General features: G+C 67.7%; 11 protein-coding genes and 1 other RNA gene. 4 read left to right on the top strand and 8 right to left on the bottom strand.

Annotation, left to right across the window (positions count from 1 at the left end):
• Positions 1-24: 24 nt before the first annotated feature.
• Positions 25-882 (top strand): N-acetylmuramoyl-L-alanine amidase, encoded by an 858-nt coding sequence (locus FB471_RS20640; RefSeq protein WP_142000054.1) that lies wholly within the window; start codon positions 25-27, stop codon positions 880-882.
• On the opposite strand, the gene FB471_RS20635 is transcribed toward FB471_RS20640, so the two are convergent.
• The 3 genes from FB471_RS20635 to ffs form a co-directional block, all read right to left on the bottom strand.
• The gene (locus FB471_RS20635) at positions 867-1,838 is read right to left on the bottom strand and encodes a helix-turn-helix transcriptional regulator (protein WP_142000053.1); all 972 of its coding nucleotides are present in this window, start codon (positions 1,836-1,838) and stop codon (positions 867-869) included. The genes FB471_RS20640 and FB471_RS20635 overlap by 16 nt on opposite strands.
• Before the next feature lie 291 nt (positions 1,839-2,129).
• On the bottom strand, positions 2,130-4,115 hold the full coding sequence (locus FB471_RS20630) for a DNA polymerase III subunit gamma and tau (protein WP_142000052.1): 1,986 nt from the start codon (positions 4,113-4,115) through the stop codon (positions 2,130-2,132).
• A 53-nt stretch (positions 4,116-4,168) separates the two neighbouring features.
• Positions 4,169-4,263: signal recognition particle sRNA small type (gene ffs, locus FB471_RS20625), an RNA gene on the bottom strand.
• A 99-nt stretch (positions 4,264-4,362) separates the two neighbouring features.
• On the opposite strand from ffs, the gene FB471_RS20620 reads away from it, so the two are divergent.
• The gene (locus tag FB471_RS20620) at positions 4,363-5,349 is read left to right on the top strand and encodes an endonuclease/exonuclease/phosphatase family protein (RefSeq protein ID WP_142000051.1); all 987 of its coding nucleotides are present in this window, start codon (positions 4,363-4,365) and stop codon (positions 5,347-5,349) included.
• 30 nt (positions 5,350-5,379) lie between these two features.
• Positions 5,380-6,306 (top strand): saccharopine dehydrogenase family protein, encoded by a 927-nt coding sequence (locus FB471_RS20615; protein ID WP_142000050.1) that lies wholly within the window; start codon positions 5,380-5,382, stop codon positions 6,304-6,306.
• A gap of 239 nt (positions 6,307-6,545) precedes the next feature.
• Here FB471_RS20615 and FB471_RS20610 read toward each other — a convergent pair whose 3' ends face one another.
• Both FB471_RS20610 and FB471_RS20605 read right to left on the bottom strand, forming a co-directional pair.
• Positions 6,546-6,965 (bottom strand): hypothetical protein, encoded by a 420-nt coding sequence (locus FB471_RS20610; protein WP_142000049.1) that lies wholly within the window; start codon positions 6,963-6,965, stop codon positions 6,546-6,548.
• Positions 6,966-7,033: 68 nt separating this feature from the next.
• Positions 7,034-16,198, bottom strand: coding sequence for a scabin-related ADP-ribosyltransferase (locus FB471_RS20605; protein WP_170220880.1), 9,165 nt, complete (start codon positions 16,196-16,198; stop codon positions 7,034-7,036).
• Positions 16,199-16,563: 365 nt separating this feature from the next.
• On the opposite strand from FB471_RS20605, the gene FB471_RS20600 reads away from it, so the two are divergent.
• On the top strand, positions 16,564-18,513 hold the full coding sequence (locus FB471_RS20600; RefSeq protein ID WP_142000047.1) for a tachylectin-related carbohydrate-binding protein: 1,950 nt from the start codon (positions 16,564-16,566) through the stop codon (positions 18,511-18,513).
• 163 nt (positions 18,514-18,676) lie between these two features.
• Here the strand turns inward: FB471_RS20600 and FB471_RS20595 are convergent, their stop codons facing one another.
• The 3 genes from FB471_RS20595 to FB471_RS20585 all read right to left on the bottom strand — a co-directional run bounded on the left by FB471_RS20595 (position 18,677) and on the right by FB471_RS20585 (position 21,103).
• On the bottom strand, positions 18,677-18,928 hold the full coding sequence (locus FB471_RS20595) for a DUF397 domain-containing protein (RefSeq protein ID WP_142000046.1): 252 nt from the start codon (positions 18,926-18,928) through the stop codon (positions 18,677-18,679).
• Positions 18,929-19,293: 365 nt separating this feature from the next.
• Complete coding sequence (locus FB471_RS20590) at positions 19,294-20,112, bottom strand: SAM-dependent methyltransferase (protein WP_142002229.1); 819 nt, start codon at positions 20,110-20,112, stop codon at positions 19,294-19,296.
• 133 nt (positions 20,113-20,245) lie between these two features.
• Positions 20,246-21,103, bottom strand: a complete 858-nt coding sequence (locus FB471_RS20585; protein WP_142000045.1) for a helix-turn-helix domain-containing protein — start codon at positions 21,101-21,103, stop codon at positions 20,246-20,248.
• Positions 21,104-21,122: the final 19 nt, after the last annotated feature.

The raw sequence follows: 21,122 nt of genomic DNA, 5'->3' as shown, positions 1-21,122 counted from the left end.
CCTCCCAGCCTAGCCGCAGCCGGTATGGCAGCGTGGTCAGCCGTGGTCACCGTGCGCCGCTGCCTGTCGTTGCTGCTCGTGAGCCTGGTGTTGGGAGCCTGCTCCGCACCGGAGCCGGGCGGTCCCACCGCAACCCCGCAGGCGGCGAACTCGCCAACGGAAACGGACGACTCGCGCACGCGGGCGGCAAACTCACCGACGCGGGCGGCCAACACGACGACGCGGGCGGCCAACACGCCGGTGGTCGTGCTGGATCCGGGGCACAACGGCGGCAACGCGAGCCATCCGGCCGCGATCAACCGGCAGGTGCCGGCGGGGCGGGGCCGGAGCAAGGCGTGCAACACCACCGGAACCGCCACCGAGGACGGCTACCCCGAACACGCGTTCAACCTCGACGTCGCGCGCCGGGTCGGTGAGCAACTCGGCGAGCGCGGGATCGAGGTCGCCTACACCCGCACCGAGGACGACGGGGTCGGCCCGTGCGTGCACGAGCGGGCCCGGATCGGCAACGAGCACGACGCGGACGCGGTCGTGTCCATCCACGCCGACGGTGCCACCGACCCGGGCGCGCACGGCTTCCACCTCGCGTACTCCGCCCCACCGCTGAACGAGGCGCAGGGCGAACCCACCCTCCGGCTGGTGGAGGCGCTGCGGGAGGGGATGCGCGATGCCGGTTTCCCGGTCGCCGACTACCTCGGCGAGCACGGGCTCTCCGGCCGGGACGACCTCGCCGGGATGAACCTCTCCACCCGGCCCTCTGCCCTGGTGGAATGCGGCAACATGCGCAACCCGGAGGAGGCCGCCGCGATGTCCTCGGCCGAGGGCAGGCGGCGCTACGCCGCGGCGATCGCCGCCGGGATCCTGGCCTACCTGGGACGCTGAGTGCCGGCCGCGCGCCGGAACCGCTCCCCGGTGGCGCGCAGGAAGTCCGCCAGCTCCGGCGGGTCTATCACCTCGGCCTCGGCGGCCAGCGAGGCCAGCATGAACGCCGCCCACTCCAACTCGTCGACGTTCATCCGCAACCGGCAGGAGCCGTCCTCGCCCGCCTCGACCGTGCCGCCCACGTACCGCGCGAGCCGCTCCACCTCGGCGACCGAAGTCCAGACCCGTACCTCCACCCGGTACCGGGTGGGTAGCGAGGTGAGGCGTTGCCGCACGAACTCCGCGGCGTCCGGCGCGGGCAGCTCGCGCTGGCGGAAGGTGGCCCCGGTGACGACCGGGTCGGCCAGCCGGTCGACCCGGAAGGTACGCCAGTCGTGCCGCTCGGCGTCCCAGGCCACCAGGTACCAGCGCCTGCCGAGGGACACCAGGCGGTGCGGCTCGACCAGGCGGGTGGTGCGACTGCCGTCCCGGGCCGTGTAGTCGAATCGCAGCCGCTCGTCGTCCCGGCAGGCCTGGGCGAGCACGGTGAGCGCCACCGCGTCCACCGTCGGCCCGCCGCCGAGTACCGCGGGCACGGTGAACGACCGCAGCGCGTCCACCCGCCTGCGCAGCCGCGGCGGCATTACCTGGATCACCTTGGTCAGGGCGCGTACCGAGGTCTCCTCGATGCCGTCCACCGCGCCGCCGGCCGCCGTACGCAGGCCGACCGCGATGGCCACCGCCTCCTCGTCGTCCAGCAGCAGCGGCGGCATCGCGCCACCCGACCTGAGCTGGTACCCGCCGGCGACCCCGCGGCTGGCGTCGACCGGGTAGCCCAGGTCACGGAGCCGGTCGACATCGCGGCGCAGGGTCCGCTCGCTGACCTCCAGCCGACCGGCCAGTTCGCCGCCCGGCCAGTACCGGTGGGTCTGCAGCAGGGAGAGCAGTTGCAGCATGCGTGCGCTCGTGTTCGCCATGGAAGCCAGCCTGACTGCTAAACAGGTCACAAAGCGGCCGGAATCAACCTTAGCGTGGCCGCCATGAACGAACCGATGATCCGCACCAGCGGACCGACCAGGCACGTCACCGTGACGAGGCAGCGCGCGGACTGGATCCGCGGATGCTGCCCCGGATCAGTCCGCTGACCTCCGTGGTGGACGCCGAACGGGCGTTGGTTCAGGCGGCGAGATCCTCGCGCCTTCGTGGGCGGCGGGGGCACTCGCCGCACTCGTGTGGCCGCGCCATGCGGTGCGTCGCGGGCTGAGTACCTAGTTCAGCGGTCGCGCACCGAGCTGTTCGGAAAGCAGCCTGTGCGCGGCCGCTTCCGGGTCGGCCGAGGTGTCCGATCGGCTCGGCGACGTTTCCGGGGCGGGGCCTCCGTGCTCCGCGTAGGCGGTTTCGTCGTCGGTGGGCTCGGGGGGCAGCGGGATGTCCGGCTCGCCGGTGGCCGGCTTCGGCGGCGCGGGTCGCTCCGCCTCCGGTTCCGGTGGTGGCGTCTCCTTGCGCGGCTCGGGCTCGGGCTCGGGGCGTTGCGGGGCCGGTGGCTGGGGCGGCGGGTTGTTCCGCTGCGGTGCCGAGCGGGCCTGGCCACCGGCACTGCCCCCGCCGTGCACGCAGCGCACCTGCCAGGTCCCACCGAGCACGTCGTGCAGTGCGGCGGCGATGAACTCGGCGTTGCGCGGCTCGGAAAGGCGCCTGGCCAGCGGTTCGGCGGTGTGCGCGAGCACGACCGTGGAGCCGTCCACGCTCTGCACGGTCGCGTTGGTGAGCATGGCCTCGGTGCTGCGGCTGGTCTTGCGGATGGATGTCAGCAGGTCCGACCAGACCCGCCGCACGGCCGCCGCGTCCAGGCCGCCGGAGCCCGCGGCGGGTTCCGCGGACGCCGGCTCGGCGGGTTCCGGTTCGGGGGGTTGGGGAGTCTGCGCCGCGGGAGCCTGCGGCTCGGGCGCGGTCCGCGGCGGCGGGCTCGGGGCCGGTTCCGCCGCGGCGGCCCGCTGCGAGGGCCGCTGGAAGCGGTTCTCCGGCGGCGCCGGGGCCTCCTGGGCCGCCACCTGGGCCTGCGCGGCCTGGGCCTGCTGCGGCGCGGGCCCGGTCGCGCTCGCCCTGCGCTCGAGACGTTCCAGGCGCTGCAGGACCGCGGCCTCGCCCTCGGAGGCGGCGGGCAGCAGCATCCGGGCGCACAGCAGTTCGAGCAGCAGTCGCGGCGCGGTGGCCCCGCGCATCTCCAGCAGGCCTGCGTGCACGATCTCGGCGTAGCGCGACAGCGTGCCCAGCCCGATCCGTTCGGCCTGGCCGAGCATCCTGGTCAGCTGTTCCTCCGGCGCGGCCACCAGGCCACGGCTCGCCGCCTCCGGCACCGAGCGCAGCAGCACCAGATCGCGCAGCCGATCCAGCAGGTCGGAGGCGAACCGGCGAGGGTCGTGTCCGGCCTCGGCGAGTTGCTCCACCGTGCCGAACACCGCGCCCGCGTCATCGGCGGACAGCCCGTCGATCATGTCGTCGAGCAGCGCGGCATCGGTGACCCCGAGCAACGCGACCGCCCGGTCGTAGGTCACCCCCTGCGGGCCCGCCCCGGCGAGCAACTGGTCCAGCACCGACTGGGTGTCCCGCGCCGAGCCGCCACCGGCGCGCACGACCAGCGGGTAGACCGCGGGTTCCACCGCGATCCCCTCGGCGGCCACATTGCGCTCCAGCAGCTCACGCATGGAACTCGGCGGGATCAGCCGGAACGGGTAGTGGTGGGTCCGGGAGCGGATGGTGGTGAGCACCTTGTCCGGCTCGGTGGTGGCGAAGATGAAGATCAGGTGTTCCGGCGGCTCTTCGACGATCTTGAGCAGGGCGTTGAAACCCTGCGTGGTGACCATGTGTGCCTCGTCGATGATGAACACCCGGTAGCGCGACTCGGCAGGGGCGTAGAAGGCGCGGTCCCGGAGCTCGCGGGCGTCGTCCACCCCGCCGTGGCTGGCGGCGTCCAGCTCGGTGACGTCCACGCTGCCGGGGCCCTCCGGGGCCAGCGCCTTGCACGGGCCGCACTCGCCGCACGGGTCCGCGGTCGGTCCCTGCGCGCAGTTCAGCGAGCGCGCCATGATGCGCGCGCTGGAGGTCTTGCCGCAGCCGCGGGGGCCGGAGAACAGGTAGGCGTGGTTGATCCGCTGCGAGGCCAGTGCGGTGCGCAGCGGTTCGGTGACGTGCTCCTGCCCGACGACCTCGGCGAAGCTCGCCGGGCGGTACTTGCGGTACAGCGCTAATGCCACGCGCCGAGAGTACCGGCCGCCCCCGACACCGCCGGACCCGCGCCCACAAAGACAGTAGGGGACCCCGCGCACCCGTCAGAGCCTGCTTATCCTTGCTGCCTTCCGGCCCTGGGGAGGTTCACAGGGTGGACGCCGCGCGGGGTCCGTTGCTCAGTGTACTCATATGCGGCGGCGCCACCCGGCGGGGGACGTCCTGGCTACTTTCGGGTCATCCACCGTTCGCTCGGTACCGGTTGGATGGCGGGCCATGAGACTCGGTAAGGCATTGCTGGTCGCCGTCCTGCTGGCGGTGACCCTGACCCCGGTGGCGAGCGCGGGGCACGGACCCGGGATCCGGGTGCTGACCTGGAACATCTTCCATGGCGGGCGGGAGCCGGACGAGCGCAACCTGGCGAACCTGCTGGACCAGGTGGTCGCGCTGCGCCCGGACGTGTTCTTCAGCGTGGAGACCTACGGTTCCGGCGACGAGATCGAGCGGGCGCTGAGCAGGCGTGCCGGTAAGGGCCGCTACACCGGCGTGCGGGTCACCGATCGCCCGGACGGCCAGGACAACCTGTGGCTGTTCACCCGCTTCCCGGTGACCGAGGTCTACCCGAAGCCCTCTGGTGGGCAGGTCACCGACTTCCATTTCGGCGGCGCCCGGGTGTGGGTTCCGGGGCGCGGCGAGGTGAACCTGTTCTCGGTGTGGTTGCCGTACACCAACCCGTGGAACGGATACCTGATCGACGAGAACGCGGCGGGCATCCGGGCCGGGCTGGAGCCACGGCACCCGGCCGGGGAGGTGGCGCGGGCCGAACGGGCGCAGACCGAGTACGTCACCGACATCATCGAGCACCAGTTGCCGAGGATCCTGGCCGGGAACACCGACCCGGTGCTGATCGGTGGCGACTTCAACACCCTGCCCGCCGCCGACTGGCGTTCGCGCTGGGCGAACTGCCCGAACCACTTCGGGATGAGTTATCCGTTACGGGCCACCGAGGTCGTCACCGCGGCCGGGTTCGTGGACACCTACCGGGCGGCGAACCCGGACACCTGCGCCGCACCGGGCACGACCTGGAGCCCGTTGCCGGCCGAGCGGCTGATCACCGAGCAGCGGATCGACTTCACCTTCGCCCGCGGGCCGTTTGACGTGCGCGGGTCGTTGGTGGTGGACGAGCGGATGCGCGGGCACGGACCGGGTGCGTTCTACAGCGATCATGCCGCCGTGGTCAGTGATCTCACCTTGCGCCGCTGAATTGTCTTACCCCGGCGGCATAATCCTGGTATGCGAGTACTGGTGTTGGGCGGGTACGGCGCGGTCGGCGCCCGGGTGATGACGGAGCTGGCGGCACGCGAGGTGACCGCGATCGCCGCCGGCCGGGACCGCCTGCGCGCCGACCGCGTGGTGGACCTGACGGTCCCCGGGTCGCTCGGTCCGGCAGTGTCCGATGTGGATGTCGTGGTGAACGCGGCGGGATCGGAGGATCCGGCGCTGGCGAAGGCGGCCACGGATCGTGGGGTTGCCTTCGTCGAACTCACCGCGAGCACCGGGTACGTGGCCCGGCTGGAGCGAATGACGCCTGCCGCGCCGCTGCTGCTGAGCGTGGGCCTGGCACCGGGCCTGACCAACCTGCTGGCCGCCGACCTGCACACCACCGAACCGGGCCCGATCGACCTCGCGGTGCTGCTCGGCGCGGGCGAGCGGCACGGCGCCGCGGCGACGGAGTGGACCTACGGCCTGCTCGGCCGCCGTTTCGTGGATCCGGCCGGTGGCCTGGTGCGCAACTACTCCCGGCCCGCGGGATTCGAGCTACCCGGCCTCGGCAAACGCAGGCTCTACCGCACCGACTTCGCCGACCAGCACGTGCTGACCAGGCAGCTCGGCGTTCCGGTGCGCACCTACTTCGGGCTGGACTCGCGGCTGGCGACAGCGGCACTGGCCGGGCTCACCTGGCTGCCCTACGCCGAACGGGCCCCGCGTGGCGTGCACTTCCCCGGCACCGACCGCTGGCTGATCGTGGCCCGCGCTCGCAACGGAACCACCCGCTGGGCACACGGGCGCAACCAGTCGCACGCCACCGCGGTGATCGGCGCGATGACCGCCGTGGCGACCGAGACCTTGCCGGCCGGGGTGCATCACCTGCACCAGCTCGCCACCCTCAGCGACGTCCCCGCAGGAAGGGGTGTCAAACTAGGCGACTCACTGGGTTGAAGAGACAACCGGACACTCTAAAATTAGAAAATAGATTACCCGAGAACAGCCAGCAGACTCGAGACGAACCCGTAAAGTTATTACCATTCATTACTTGGCAAAAATCGAAAAATGTTTATCTTGCTGCCCCGGCACCGAAGATCGGTCAATCCAACACATCGGCCTCACGAAAGATCCGGGCTAAACGACCTAATCATCGAACCCGCCGCCATGGCAGCACAAAACATATTTTCGGGTGATCATTTTCCGAAACCAAAAGGTAACCATTCTTGCCGCCCTGGCGCATATTGTTCATGGCTATCCACCAAGCCAGCCGCATGCGCATCTCGGTAATTCCGCTGCTCTTGAATATTCGCAACTTTTTCTGAATCTGCAGGACCAAGCGTATCCACTTGATCGTGAATGTCAGCAGGCTCACCAGAACGGAGAATATAAACTTGCTCGCCTCCAGCCATATCCCTCGACATGCCACTAGGAAAAGCGTCCAAGCGTGAACCATTAACAGCAATAAACCATCCCATTGGCTCAATTTTTTCCCGTATTCTGACCAATGCTTCGAAAAGGTCCGGACCAGCACCAGAAAACGTTCCATTAAATCCAGATAGCTCTATCAGATACCTATCGTAAACCTCGGGTTGAACCCAGTAACGAAGGTTCACGTCTGCGCTCTCATGTCGATTAAACACGCGGGCATTCCGCTCCCCATCAGGAGGTCGAGTCAAGATAATTACCTCCAAGGCCTGTAGTATGGATTTCGAACCACAGGACCTAGAGTACCAGATTCGCGATCAATACGCCTCACACCCACGATATATCTACTTGCAATACCGCCTGGAAAAATTACTTCTTGTTGGCTAGCATACTGATGCTTCGAACCGATAGTGTCATTAACATGAATACCGCCCGGGGCATCGACTATGTACATATGGGTTGACTTGGACCACTCTTTGTACATGTCATCCCGATATGTCGTGCTAACAAACGGCGATTTTTGATTATCTGCAACATAACTAGGGACGTCATGCTGGCCACCCATATCCAACGAGCGAAAACCTTGCTCGAAAATAACACCAGGACCTCGGTCATTTTCTGCAGAGCTGCGTTCCAAGCGGTATAGGAGATGGCTATCTGTTCGCCATCTGTATCCTTGAGGAGTAATGTTCCGCGCATCCAGCTCATCCGACACGGAGCCTGGGTTCAGACGCCAAATTGCCGAGGTCCGATACCAAGACCCATCCACACGCTGCCTTCGGAGCCCACCTTGGAAGCCCCCCATCTGCTGGAATTGAGTCGGAGCCAGTTCACTAATCGGCTTACCAGCAACATTATTTATTACCGGCTTGCTTGCATCGAGAACAGTTTCCTTGATTCTTCCGTAGACGCCGGAGAGATCTTGCACCTTGTCAACAACATCAACAACAGTATCTGCAGGCGTACTCGGACTTGCCGACACAATACCGTTGGTATATATCAGCTTCTTCGCTTGTTCAGGTATGGGTAGCGCAACGTTGATCGCCTTTTGCCGCGCATCTTTTCGGGCCTTTATACCTGGAGGTGGAGGAGGGGGCGCTCCGACCGACGGATTAGATAGCGCAGCCTGAACTTGCCCCTCGCCGTATTGCTCACCCGCTTGATCAATTGCGTCTCGGATATTCAGACCTGATCGAACCATTGCCTGAATAGCGAAGGTAATCCGGAGCGCAAAGCTCAGACTGCCCGGCGATAGTGTCGGGACAGGCTGTGGCTGCGGCTGCGGCGGGGGTGCCGGCTCGTCGCGGCCGGAGGAACCCGCAAGCCGGCTGATAAGCCCGATCGCAAACCGCACGCCAGCCCCGGCAAGACGCACAGCGGTCGCACCAGCCGCAGCACACGCAGTCGGTGCGGCGACACATACGGCAAGCGGCGTCCGGCCGTCCGGGTCGGTGTAGTTGGTGGGCGAGCCGAGGGCGTAGGTGTAGCGGTTGGCCGCGTTCGACGGGGTGCGCGGCAGATCAATGCTGTCCCTGGCAGTGAAGGTGCCGGTGCCGGGTGTGTACCAGCGGGCACCCATATCCACCTCGCCGGAGGCCGGGTCGGTGTAGTCCGACTGGTACCCCAGCGCGGACCGGGTGCCGTCCGAGGCCAACGGCTGGCCGAACGGGTCGTATGCCGCAGAGCCAGCCAGTTCGTCACCCGCGGGGTCGAGGCCCGCCACCACGTCCTGGTGCAGGTCGGTGATGGCCAGCTGTCCGGAGCCGCCCGCCGACTGCGCCAGCAGCCCGCCGTCCGCGCCACGAGCGAACACCGAGGTCCCGGTCGAGACCAGGTTGAGGCTCGCGCCGTCGTAGCCGAAGGACTGGTCGTTGCGCGCAGACATCCGGTCCAGGCCGTCGTACTCGTAGCTGACCGAGCCCCGCCGCACCGCGCGGTCGAAGGCGTCGAACCCGTACTGGGTCTCGCCACGCGAGGCGAGGGTGCCACGGGCGGTCCAGGTCAGGGGCGTGTCGCCGTCGGTCAGTTGCCGGTTGCGCTCGTCGAAGGTGGCGGCCCGGTCCCCGGCACGGGTCCGGTTTCCGGAGGCGTCCCACTCGTAGTCCGTGGTGGTGCCGTCGCGGGTCCACGAGGTCATCCGGCCCGCGTGGTCGTAGCTGTAGGTGTTCTCCCCTGCCCCAGCCGTTCCGGTGGTCTTCTTCGAGGTGATCCGGTCGGCCAGGTCGTAGCCGTACTCGGTCGCGGCCAGCACCGAACCGCCGGAGCCCCGCAGGGTGTCCGAGATCCGCCGGCCGAAGTCGTCGTAGCCGTACTCCCGAAGGCGGCCGCCGCCGTAGTCCACGGCCGCAAGCGCTCCGGCGTCGTCATACGAATAGCCCTGCGTGACGCCGGTGATCCCGTCGGTGGCACCGGCGAGCCGCCCCTGGTTGTAGGTGAACGCCGAGGTCCCGGCCGCGTCGACCCGCCGGGTCAGCCTGCCGGCGGCGTCGTAGCTGTACTCGGACTTGCCCGACACCGGGCCCTCGCTGGTCAGCAGCGCGCCCCGGTCGTTGTAGCCGAAGGTCTTCTCCCCGCCGGGAGCACTCACCGCAAGCAGCCGCCCGGCCGCGTCGAACCGCTGCGTCCGCTCCGCGGTGGGCTCCTGCGCACCGGTACCGGTCTCCCGGACCAGCCTGCCCAGCGCGTCATAGGTGCGCTGCCTGGTGACATCGCCGGGCGCCTGCTCGGTGACCGGGTTGCCCGCCAGGTCGTAGCCGAGGGTCCAGGTCCGATCCCCGGCGGCCGGATGAGCTTCGGTGGGCGGTTCGATCACCGACTCCGGCAGGCCGAGCACGTTGTAGGTCTGCACGGTCTCGTTGCCCCGCCCATCCGTGCTGCGGGTCAGGTTCCCGGCGGCGTCGTAGCCGAAGCCGGTGACGATCTTGTCCTCGCCGGAGACCAGTTCCTCCTGCCGTACCAACCGGTTGTGGCTGTCGTACTGGAATTCCGCGACCCGCGCGTACGGATCGGTCACCGACACCCGGTTGCCGGCCTTGTCGTAGCCGAACGAGGTCTTGCGCAACACTCGCTCGGCCGCGTCGAGCTGGTACACCCCGGTGTTGCGGCCGGCCTGGTCGAACGAGCGGTAGGTGGTCCGGCCGTGCCCGTCTGAGACCCGCACCTGCTGGCCGGCGAGGTCGTACCCGTACCGGGTCACCACCCCGGCCGGGTCGGTGCTCTTGGTCCGCTGCCCGAGAACGTCGTAGTCGTGCCGGGTGGTCGCCCCGGTCGGCGACACCACGCTGGTCAGGTTGCCAGCGTCGTCGTAGTGCATCCGCGCGGTGTACGCGGCCGCCTCCGGCCAGCGCTCCAGCTCCGTCGCGGTGACCTGGCGGCCGAGGTCGTCGTAGGTCGCCTCGGTCCGCGCACCGGTCGGGTCGGTGACCGAGAGTGGCTCGCCGGTGTGCGTGTAGGCGTAGCGCCACACCCCGCCGGGCTCATCGCCCGCGTCCGCCCTCGGGTCGGTCCGCTCGACCATCCGGCCGAGTTGGTCGTACCGGTAACGGGTCACGGCACCGCGCGGATCGGTGACCGTGATCGGGTTTCCCGCGGCGTCGTACTCGGTGCGAGTCACGGCCCGCGCCGCGGAGTCCGCCCCGGGCCTGCGGTACTCCGGCGAGGAGACTTCCACCGCGCGGCCGAGTCCGTCGTACCGCACCGTGCTGACGTGACCGTTCTCGTCCCGCTGCGCGGTCGCCTCGCCGAAGGTGTTGTAGCCGGTCACCATCCGCGGCCGGACCTGCTCCGGCTCACCTCCGCCGGTCTCCACCTCGACGTCAGGCTGGGTCACCGTGGTCGGCTGGCCCACGCTGTCGTACCCGAAGTCGGTGGTGCTCCCCCTCGGGTCAGTGCTGGAGGTACGCAGCCCGCGTTCGTCGTAGGTGTGCGCGGTGACCAGTTTCCGCGAGCCATTGTGGACGGTTTCACTGGTGGTCCGGCCCGCCCGGTCGTAGCCGTACTCGGTGATCTCGACCCGCCCGCGATCCAGGCGCGTGCTGTTCGAGCTCTGCCCGCTGTGCACCACCTTCGTCACGTCCCCGCCGGGGGCGTAGGTCAGCTCGGTGCGCTGCGCGAGGCCGCCCGGATCCTGGATCTCGGCGATCCGCCTGCCGAGCTTGTCGTATTCGTACTCGGTCACCAGCCCGGCGGCATCGGTCTCGCGGGTGAGCCGGCCGGCCGCGTCGTAGCTGAACTCGCTGAGCGTGACGTCCCTGATCGGGGCTTCCGGGTCGAACGGGTCGTTGACCTTCTTCGCGACCACCTTGCGGACCTTGTCGTCCTCGTAATGGTGGTAACGCAGCGTCCGCCCCATCGCGTCGGTTTCCCTGACCTTGCGGCCCGCGAGGTCATAGCCGAAGGACGCCAGCACCAGGCTTTCCCCGGCCTCGGCGTTTCCCTCGCCATCACCGCCGCCGCTCTCCGCCGGGTCGAGCGGCTCGCCGTGCCAGCCTCGTAACCGCACCTCGGCGATCGCGTTGCGCGCGGTGTAGCCGTACTCGTACTTGTTGCCGTTCGGATCGACCTTCCAGGTGCGGTTGCCGAAGCCGTCGTAGCCGTAGAACGTCTTGCCGCCCTCGGCATCGGTGACCTCGTCGACCCGGCCGTGCTCGTCGTAGCCCTTCGCCGTGACCCGGCTCGGATCACCCCCGGTCAGATCGCGGGTTTCGACCCGGGTCTCGTTGCCGTCGGCGTCGTAGGAGGTCACGGTCTGCCCGGTGTGCGTGTCTCCGGTCACCGCATCGGTTACCGGGGGCGCCGTCACCGAGATGGGCCTGGACAGCTCGTCGTACTCGAATCTCGTGGTCAGACCATCGGGATGGGCCTCGCTGTGCTGGGTCTCGGTGATCTTGCGACCCAGTACGTCGTAGGTATAGGTGGTACGCAGCCCGGCCGGGTTCTCCACGCTGGCGAGATCACCGTTGTTGTAGTACCGGTAGCTAGTGACCCCGCCGCGCTCGTCGGTCGTAGTGGCCGGCAAGCCTTCCGGCGTGCTACCGCCGTCCACCGCGGCGTCCTTACGCGTGGTGTAGGTGTGCCGCACCACCGCGCCGTCCGGTGTCGTGGTGGTCCGCAACAGACCTCGCACACCCGTGCCGGTGTAGCGGTGTTTCGTGGCGTAGGTGTCGTCATCGGGGCCGCTCGACCGGGGGTCCCGCGCCGCGAGCAGCTTGTCGTTGCGCGGGTCGGTGACGTCGTTCTCGTCGACGTAGTACTCGTAGTACGTGGTCTGGCAGTTGTCCGGCCGGACCCGGCAGGTCTTGCGGGACAGCACGTTGCCCCGCTCGTCATTGGTCAGCACGACCTCGTTGCCGAGCTCGTCGCCGATGGTGGTCTGGAAACCCTCCTCGTCGTAGTCGTAGGTACGCACGCCCTGCCCGAGCACCGGGCCACCGACCCAGTCGCTGCCACCGTTGCTCGGCCCGCCACAATGCTCCGGATCGCCGTCGTCGGTCGGCGGTGGCAGGTCGTCGCAACCGGGGATCTCCGGTGGGGCGGGCAGATCGTCGTCGCTGCGCCGGTCCTCCGGCCGCAACCCCAACCCGAGCGGCGCGATGTAACGCAGGATCCGGCCCCGGATCGGGTCGTAGTCGTAGATGTGCTTCCTGCCACCGGGGTCGGTGACCGTGGTGGTGCGCACCAGGTTGTTCTCGGTGCCGGTCACCCGCGACCGGCCGAGCTCCCAGTGGCCGCCGTTGCGATCGGTGTACTCCCGCAACCGGTCGGCCTCGGTGTCGTAGGACATCTCGGCCGCGACCCGTCCACTGGGGAGAGTGACCTTGGTGAGGTAGTCCGCGCTGGCGCGCGCTTCGAAATGCGCGCGGGCCGCGGTGGCACCGAGTGGATACTCGTAGAAGGCCACCTCGTCGATCTGCCCGGAGAAGTGCCGCCGCGGCTGGCTGCCCCACTCCGGCCAGGATGACGGTGGCACGGTGTAGGCCGCGCCGATCTGGTTGTAGGTCAGGTCGTCGTGGTCGATCTCGCCCTCGGCCGTGCCGACCTTCTGGCCGTCCAGGTACATGGTCTGGGTGGCCAGCGAGCCGGAGAGCACCACATGGTGCCACTGGTCGTCGTTCACCGGCTCGGCCGAGGTGATCATGTCGACCGTGCCGTTCCAGAACTGCCCCCGCAGCTTCCCGTCGTTGCCCACGTACAACGCGGGCACGGCGCCGCTGGGCGTCTCGTCGATCGGTGCTCGTTGGTACCCGAACAGCGGACCGCCCTCGGTGGTCTTGAACCAGAGTTCGATGGAAAGGTCGCGGTTCTTGCGCACGGTCCCGTCCGGCACGGTGATCGCCGAGGAGTTGCCGTCGAACTCGACCGCGGAGTCCGCGGAGTCCGCGAGGGCACCCGGTTTGCCGAGGGTGACGTTCTCGTACGTTCCGTTGTCCTCGCCCAGCTTGACCCCGATCTGGCTGTTCGCGGTGCTGCCCTCGGCCTCACCGAGCCGCCAGTAGGACGCGGGCCTGGAGTCGATCACCGAGCTGCGGTAATGCGACCCGCTGGTGTACTCGTAGTTGGTGCATCCGCCGAGCGGGTCACAGACCTTGGTGAGCCTGTCGCCCTCGTAGCCGTAGGTCCAGGTGAGCTGCTCCCCCTCGACGGGATCGGTCTTGACCGAGGAGATGTGGTCGCCGGACCAGTCGAAGTACAGCACCCGGTCACTGGTCCTGCTGATCGCGCGGCGCAGCTTGTCCAGCGGGTTGTAGTCGAGCTCGACCATGTGGCCCGCCTTGTCGCGCACCGTCATCAGCACGCCGTCGTACCGGAACTCGTAGCGGGTCGACTTCTTGTCGACCATGACCCAGCCGCCACCCTCCTCCGGGAGCTTGGCGTGGAAGTCCACCTGCCTCCCGGGTGGCGCCGAGAAGGTGCCGTCATGGTTGCGCCCGAACCGGACCTGCTGGCCGTCCGGGTAGGTCACCACGACATTGCCCGAGCCGTCCTCGTCCGGGTATACCCGCATGTCGTAGCGGGTCGACCAACCCGCGCCGAACAGCAGCTTCTTCCGCGGATCGAGGCTGTTGTAGGTGCGCGCCACGGTCAGCTCGGGCCCGGTGGTGGACACGGAGGCGTCGATGGCGCTGGAGAAGTAGTTCCCAGTCTGCGGGTCGAAGTCCTTCTTGAGGCCGCTGTACGGCGCGTTGGCGAGGTGTGCGGTGATCTCCGGCTGCGGCACCGCGGTGAGGATGTGGCTCGGTGGCAGCTTCTGGCTCTCCGAATTGCCGTCGTAGGCGAAGGCACGCCACTGGTAGTCCTCGCTCCACCGCAGCGCGCCCTCCGGCACGGTCCAGGTGCGCTTGTCCACATAACCGGAGTCGGTGCAGGAGATCCCACGCAGCGAGCCGTCCGGTTGTTCCTCGTAGTCACGGCAGATCTCGAAGCGGTACCGCAGGTCGGTGTCCACCGGCGCGTCCACGTCCACCGCGTCCACCCACAGTTGCGGGGTGAGCGTCGGCGCCGAGTAACCGTTCGGCGGGTACTGGGCCTTCACGATGGGTGGCACGTCGAAGACGGTCATGACCAGCCGGGTCGGCGGGATCTGCTCGTCGGTGAACCACGGCCCTCCGCGCCGCAGCATGCTGAAGTCCAACAGGTAGTCGCCCGGGTCCAGCGGCTTGATGAGCGCTTCCAGGGTGACCGAGCCGCCGCGTGGGACATCATGGGGAAGGGACGCGGCCTCGGTCGACTCGACCGGCCTGCCCTTCGCGGTGAACGCCCGGTAGCCGAGCGCGAAGTCCTCCCTGGTCCACGTGTGTGCCCCGCGGTTGGTCACGGTGATCTTGACCTTGCCGCCCTGGGTCCTGGTTACCGGCGGTTCCGGCACACCACGATCCACCCGGTACCGCGCGTCGTAGGCGCTGTGCGTGACGAACAGGCGCGGCGGGTTGGCCGTGCGATGCCCGGCGAACTTCTTCCAGCCGAACCGGTCGGTCGCCGAGGCACGCACCGAGAGGCCGTAGTTCGGCTGCGCGCCGGTCACCCAGCGTTGTACCAGGTCCCTGCCCCCGCGACCGAGGTTGATCGTCTCGGTCGCGGTGGGACAGCTCGAGGCATGCTGGTGCAGGCCGATGTAGCCGCGGGCGAAGGACTCCCGCGCCAGTGCGGACCCGACAGCGGGGCCGGGATAGCCACCGCTGCTGCCCCATGGGGAGGTCACGCCGTGCACGGTCACCGGCCGGGGCCGGCAGGACCAGGACCACATGTTGGTCAGGCCGAGCTGCGCACCGAAGATCTTGTGATTGCGCAACCGATCCTGGATCCCGTCGAACGCCAGATAGCTCGCGGTGCGCAGGCTTCCGGTGGTGCCGACCTTCAGCTGGGTGCCGCCGTCGAACCGGTTGCCGTTCTGCACGTACATGCTGTGGTTCGCCTGTGAGGTGTCCAGGCTGGGGTCCACCTCCACCGGGTACTGCCGGGCCGGGTCCCGCAGCCAGGCCGAGTCCAGTTCGACCCGCAGCGCGGGTTGCCCGCCATGCTCGACGAGCCGGTAGGTCACGCCGTGTGAGGTGGTGAAGTCCCCGGTCTGCGGATCCCGTTTGGCGTCGGTCATGAACCCGGCGGGGATCCGTGCCCGTTCCCGGCCGGTCGAGTCCTTCAGCACCACCGATCCGTCCACGACGGACGGTGTGAGCCCTTTCAAACGCAACGGGAAGGTCCAGGCGTGCGGGGCGTCCGGGGAGGAGAGGACGATGGTCTCCTTGAACCCGCCTGCGAGGGAGTCGATCCGCAGGTCCGCGTCTCGCCGCACCCCGCGGTAGGTGACCGTCGCGCCGTCGACCTCGCCGGTGACACCCGAGGCCCCGGCGAGCGCGAACCCGAACTCGTGTCGCTCGTCCAGCCACGCACTGGCCAGCGTCGGTGCGTCCGCCGAACGGGCGAACTCCAGCCGCACGTTGTCGCCGCTGTTTCGCCAGCCGCGGGCGCCCGGCAGCGGGGTCAGGGTGGGATCGATCGGCTGGTAGTCGCCGTGCTCGTCCCGGTAGTTGAGGGCCTCCCTGCCGAACTCCGTGGTGTAGGTGCCGTCGTCGTTGCGGTAGGTGCGTTCGTGCTCGGTGCGCAGGCCGGGCAACTCGCGGCTGGTCCCCTCGTCGAAGCCGCGCACCGATTCCGGACGCTGCTCGACCCGGACCTCGTTGCCGCGATCGGCGGCGCCCCCGCCCTTGATCTCGGGATACTTCGATTGCAGCGATCGCGCGGTGGCCCTGTTGGGCTCACCACCCGCTTCACCAGGGGACGAAGTGGTCGCGGAACCCCACTCCTGGTCCGGAGCCTGCTCCATGGCGGCCTCGAGCCGGTCCTCCGCATCCGGTCGCGGACCGATATACCGGACCCCTGGTCCGAGCAGGCCCGCTACCAGCGCGAAAACCAGCCCCAGCAGCACCACATTTCGCGTATGTCGCGGTCGGCGCGCACGAGTTCCCCGTAACGAAGACATGACAAAAGAACCTTCCGTGAAGGTCGGCCTTGGTCCACCCCTGTATATTCACGCCCGCCCAGCAAACGCGCTCCTCGGATCTTGCCGGACACATCGCCGGAAAACAAGAAAATGCGCCTGATCAGCGCATCGAAGGGTACGAGCGCCCTGGGCCGTTCAGCGCAAATTTTCCCGATCCTGTAACGCACTCGAACCGCATTCGATCCAGCGATCAGCGGGCGCTCCGTGCACTCGAGCGCTCAGCCCGCACACGGGGGGCCAGCCCACTCGCCTCCGCAGAACTGACCGCTACAGTGAGGGATTCGTACTACATGAGATCCTTGTCGCGCCCAATTGGCAGGAAACTACTCGCGGTACCGCTACTCGCCGTTACTTCCGCCGCCATCCTGACCGCACCCGCTCCGGCCGCCGTGGCCCAGGAGACCATCCAGTGCCAGGACAATGTTGCGGTTTTTTACCAGAAACCCAACACCGCACTGGACATAGACCGCCATGAGGAGCCGGAGACCGGCGCACGCTCGTGGACAGGACGAAAAGGCATCGGCTGGGCATGGAATGGCCGGGCCGTAGCGGGACCGGACGGACTGGTCTACGAGATCACCCCGGAAGGTAAAGTAAACCAGTTCCGCCGAACCTCCAACGGCTGGGAGAACGGCGGGACAGCGAAACTGATAAAATCCGACTGGAACGATCCGGGCTACCGGAGTCGGGTAACCGTCGATTCGACTGGCGATTTCTACGTCATTCTTTCGGACAACCGGTTGCGGTGGTACCGCTACGACGAGAACACGGAAGAATGGTCCGAAAGGACACTGTCATTCAATTGGGGCCGGTTCAACATGATTACCGCCGGCGGTAACGGCGTGTTGTATACACGCACTGGCAACGGTGACCTTTACCGCCACCAGTATCACGCCGAAAGCCAGCGGTGGCTAGAGCGTGATAACAAGGTCGGCCATGGTGGGTGGCAAAAATTCAGCTCAATCACCTCTGCCGGAGGCGACGTCCTCTACGCGGTGGACGGCAACAGCGGCGACATGCTGTGGTACCGCTACCTCGGCAATGGAGAGTGGGCCGAAGGCCCCAAGACGGTCGGCAGCATTCCGGCAGACTGGCACATGACGGCAGCGCCGGATTCCTGTGAAATTCTCAACGAGTCGCTTCCGGAACCCGTGACAGTTCCACTTCGGGACACCGCGCCGAACGCGATCGTGGAAGGAACGGACGGCCGGCTGCACCACTTCTACGTGGACAGCTACGGCAGGTTCGTACACGGCGAGCAACGCAACACCGACGACATCACCATCATCGACTTTCACCTGATACCCGGTGAGCCTTCCACGAACCACCCGACAGCGGCCGTCAGGGAGGACGGGACCGTCACCGCGGCCGCGCTCGGACAGGACGGGGTAACCCGAGGGAGCACATTCGCCGACGGCGCGAACAACTGGCCCGCGGCGACCAGCATGGGTGGCTGGACATCCAGCCCGACCAGCTTCGTCCGCAGGCACGACGGCAGGTTGCGAGCGTTCGTCGTGGATCAGCAGGGCTGCCTGTGGGAAACGGATCAGCATGCGGACGGCATGAAGTTCATGCCGTGGTGGTTGCATGGCGGCTGTGGCGGATTCGCCCAGGCTGCGCCGATGATCGAGCAGGCGGATTCCGACGCCTATCGGCTGACCATGCGCAAATCGGACGGCCGATACCAGACCATCACCAATGAGAACGGTCACTGGGTCAGCTGGCGGCTGCTCGGCGACCAGCGGTTCGACGGTAGGGCAGCCACGGTGCTCAACGGTGACCGCTTGCACGTGTTCGCCAAGGACTCCGAAGGCAAGGTCGTCTTCCAGATCGAGGGGGCCGACGGCGACTTCCCCGGCACCTGGACGGAGATCCCCGGGCTCACCGCCACCGGAGCACCCGCGGCGAGTGTCACCGGGAACGGGCTGGTCCAGGTGGCCGCGCGGGCGGCGGACGGCTACGTGTATGTCACCGAGCAAACGAACCCCGGCAGCAACACCTACCGCGACTGGCAACGCCTGCGGGACAGCCGGACGGGTGCCTCGTACCCCTCGGCGACCGATCCGGTGTCCACCGATCGGGCCAGCGGTAACGTCGTGTTCACCTATCGTGACTCCGATGGCGCCGTATACGCGTTCGAGTCCATCACCCCACAATCGGGGGTCTCGGCTCGGTCCGCGGCAAATGGCTCGGACCGGACCGGTTACTCGGGTGGTCCGGTTTCGAAACCGGACTTCTGATTTGACCTGATCCCGACGCCGACAAAGTGTCGTTGCCCGGTGGGCGCCCTCCCGGGCAACGACACTTCCTCATCGGATACGGCGAATGGCCGTACCCGAGGCTCCATGCGATCGTGGTGTGCTTATCGTCACACCATCTTTCCTACGAAAGGACCGAATTCGGTCAGCTCGGCAGGTCGAACTGCCCCGCCTTCACCGCGACCAGGAACGCCGTCCACTCGTCGGCGTCGAAGACGAAGACCGGGCTTTCGGCCAGCTTCGTGTCCCGCAGGCCGACGAGCCCGCGCCCCAGGTTGACCTCGACGCAGTTGCCCCCGTTGGGTTCGCTGGCGAAGGACTTCTGCCAGTTCGCGGCCTCGAACAGGCCCGCGGCCGTGTTCGGGTTGTAATCCGTCTTCGCGGCATAATCGGCCACGAGGTACCTCCGTGCCAAGTTTCGGAACCGGTACGGGCCTGCTCGTGCCTGCCCAGTTCCGGCGCCCCGTAGTCAGTGCCACCCACCATGCCGCCGTCCGAGCGACATTGCAGCAAGTGACTCGACAGTGTGATTAATCTACGAGTAGGATTATTACTAGTCGGTAGTGATCTTGTGCAAGCAGTAGGCACAACCACCCGACGACAGGCGCTCAACTGGGGAGGAGCAGGAGTGAGAATTCAACGAACGGTCATCTCGAACGCGCAGGTGACCATGGACGCGCGACCCAGCCACCGGCCCGAGACGGGTCGGTGAGGGCGATGACCGTACGACTGGATCTGGAGCCTGCCGCGGGTGAGACCGCGTCACGCCTTCCTGGCAACACCGCCGAGAACGCAGGACGCGGCCGGGTTGTCGAGAAACTGGGAAGTCGCTTTCGACTCACCCTCGCCAGGACGCCACTCCGGAAGCCACGCGACACCTGGCTCGACCAGGTCGAAGTCCCCGAAGAAGGTCGTGAACTCATCGCGGCCGCGAACGTTGACCGGGGTGCTCGACCGCTGGTACTGCTGGATGATCCGCTCGACCTGCGCCAGTTGTTCCGCGGGTATCCCGTCGTACGAACCGTGTGACACCACCAGGTAGGAACCCTCCGGCAGCAGTTCCCGGTAGTGGGCGACCGCCTCGTGCGCGCCCTCCTCGATGAAGTGCAGGACGGCCACCATCAACAGCGCGATCGGCCGGTCCGGATCGAGTACGCCGGTGCCCATGGCCTGCTTCCAGACGCCCCGGACGTCCCGCAGGTCCCCCCTGAGCACCGCGTGCCGGTCCGGATCGCCGTGCCGCTCGAGCAGGATCTTCGAGTGGGCCACCGCCACCGGCTCGTTGTCCACGTAGACGCACCGGCTGTCCGGGGCGACCTTGTCGGCCACCTCGTGCACGTTGCCGACCGTCGGCACCCCGGAGCCGATGTCCAGGAACTGCGTGACGCCCTGCTGGACGCAGTACCGCACCGCGCGGCCGAGAAACTCCCGGTTGACCATGGCCCCGGTCCTGGCGTTCGGGTTCGTCTGCACGACCTGCTCGCCGAACTGGCGGTCGACGGCCCAGTTCGCCTCGCCGCCGAGCAGCCAGTCGTAGACACGCGCCGCGTTGGGACGATCCAGGTCGATGTCCTCGGGCATGAAGTCCGGGTCGGCGTTGTCACTCACGTAGATCGTCCTCCAGCACGCGCGGTGGTTTAGTCCACCGCCAGGTTAGTACAAACGGGTGACACCGGGACAAAGTGCTCACTCTTGGTACTACGCACGCCCGTCATCAGGTGTTCATCTGGCCGCGGTAGAGCTCGGCCAACTCCTTGAAGAACTGCCGGCTCTCGTGCCGCTCGAGCGCCGCGCCGCGCAACCGGTCCCAAGCGTCCACGAAGATCTGAAAATCCTTGACATCGTCCAGGTACAACCCACCGGCGCAGTGCTCGACGTAGACGAAGTCCCGGGTGCGGTCCGGGAACCGCATGATGGTGAAGTCGTTCGGCACCGCGGCCAGCCGGGCGCCGAAGGGCAGCACGTGGATGTACACGCGGGACCGGCGCTCCAGGTCGAGCAGGTGCTCGACCTGGTCCAGCATGACCGCGGGCGCGTGTCCGCCCGGGGCACGCCGCAGCGCCGACTCGCTGATGATGAACCGGTAGTACGGCGGTTGCTGCTGATCGAAGATGGCCTTGCGGTCCAGCCGGTTGCGCACCAGCGAGGTGACGTCGGTCGCGCCGAACTCGGTGAACTGCTTGAGCATGTAGTGCTCGGACTGCAACGGCCCCGGGATCCGCTCGCCGTGCCAGGTCATGATCTCGGCGGCCGCTGGTTCGAGGTCGGTGAAGGTGCGGAACCAGTGTGGCACCACGGAGCGGTAGCCCGACCACTGGCCACGCTGCCCCGCCGCGGCGCGAGCGAGGCCCATCAACGTCTCCGCCTCCTCACCGAGAACGTCGAAGGCCTCGAGCATCGCCCGCACATCGCCGAGCTTGACCCCCACCGCGCCCGACTCGATCTTGTTGACTTTGCCCTGCGTGCAACCCAGGACGTCCGCCACCTGTTGCTGGGTGAACCCGGCCGCGGCACGAGCGTGCCGCAACTCATTGCCCAACTGCTTCCGGCGCGAGGTCACCGTGCTGGCCATCAGGACCTACCCACCAGCG

It is taken from the genome of Amycolatopsis cihanbeyliensis (assembly GCF_006715045.1).
Classification (GTDB): domain Bacteria; phylum Actinomycetota; class Actinomycetes; order Mycobacteriales; family Pseudonocardiaceae; genus Amycolatopsis; species Amycolatopsis cihanbeyliensis.
This window is presented reverse-complemented; position numbering and strand designations above follow the sequence as displayed.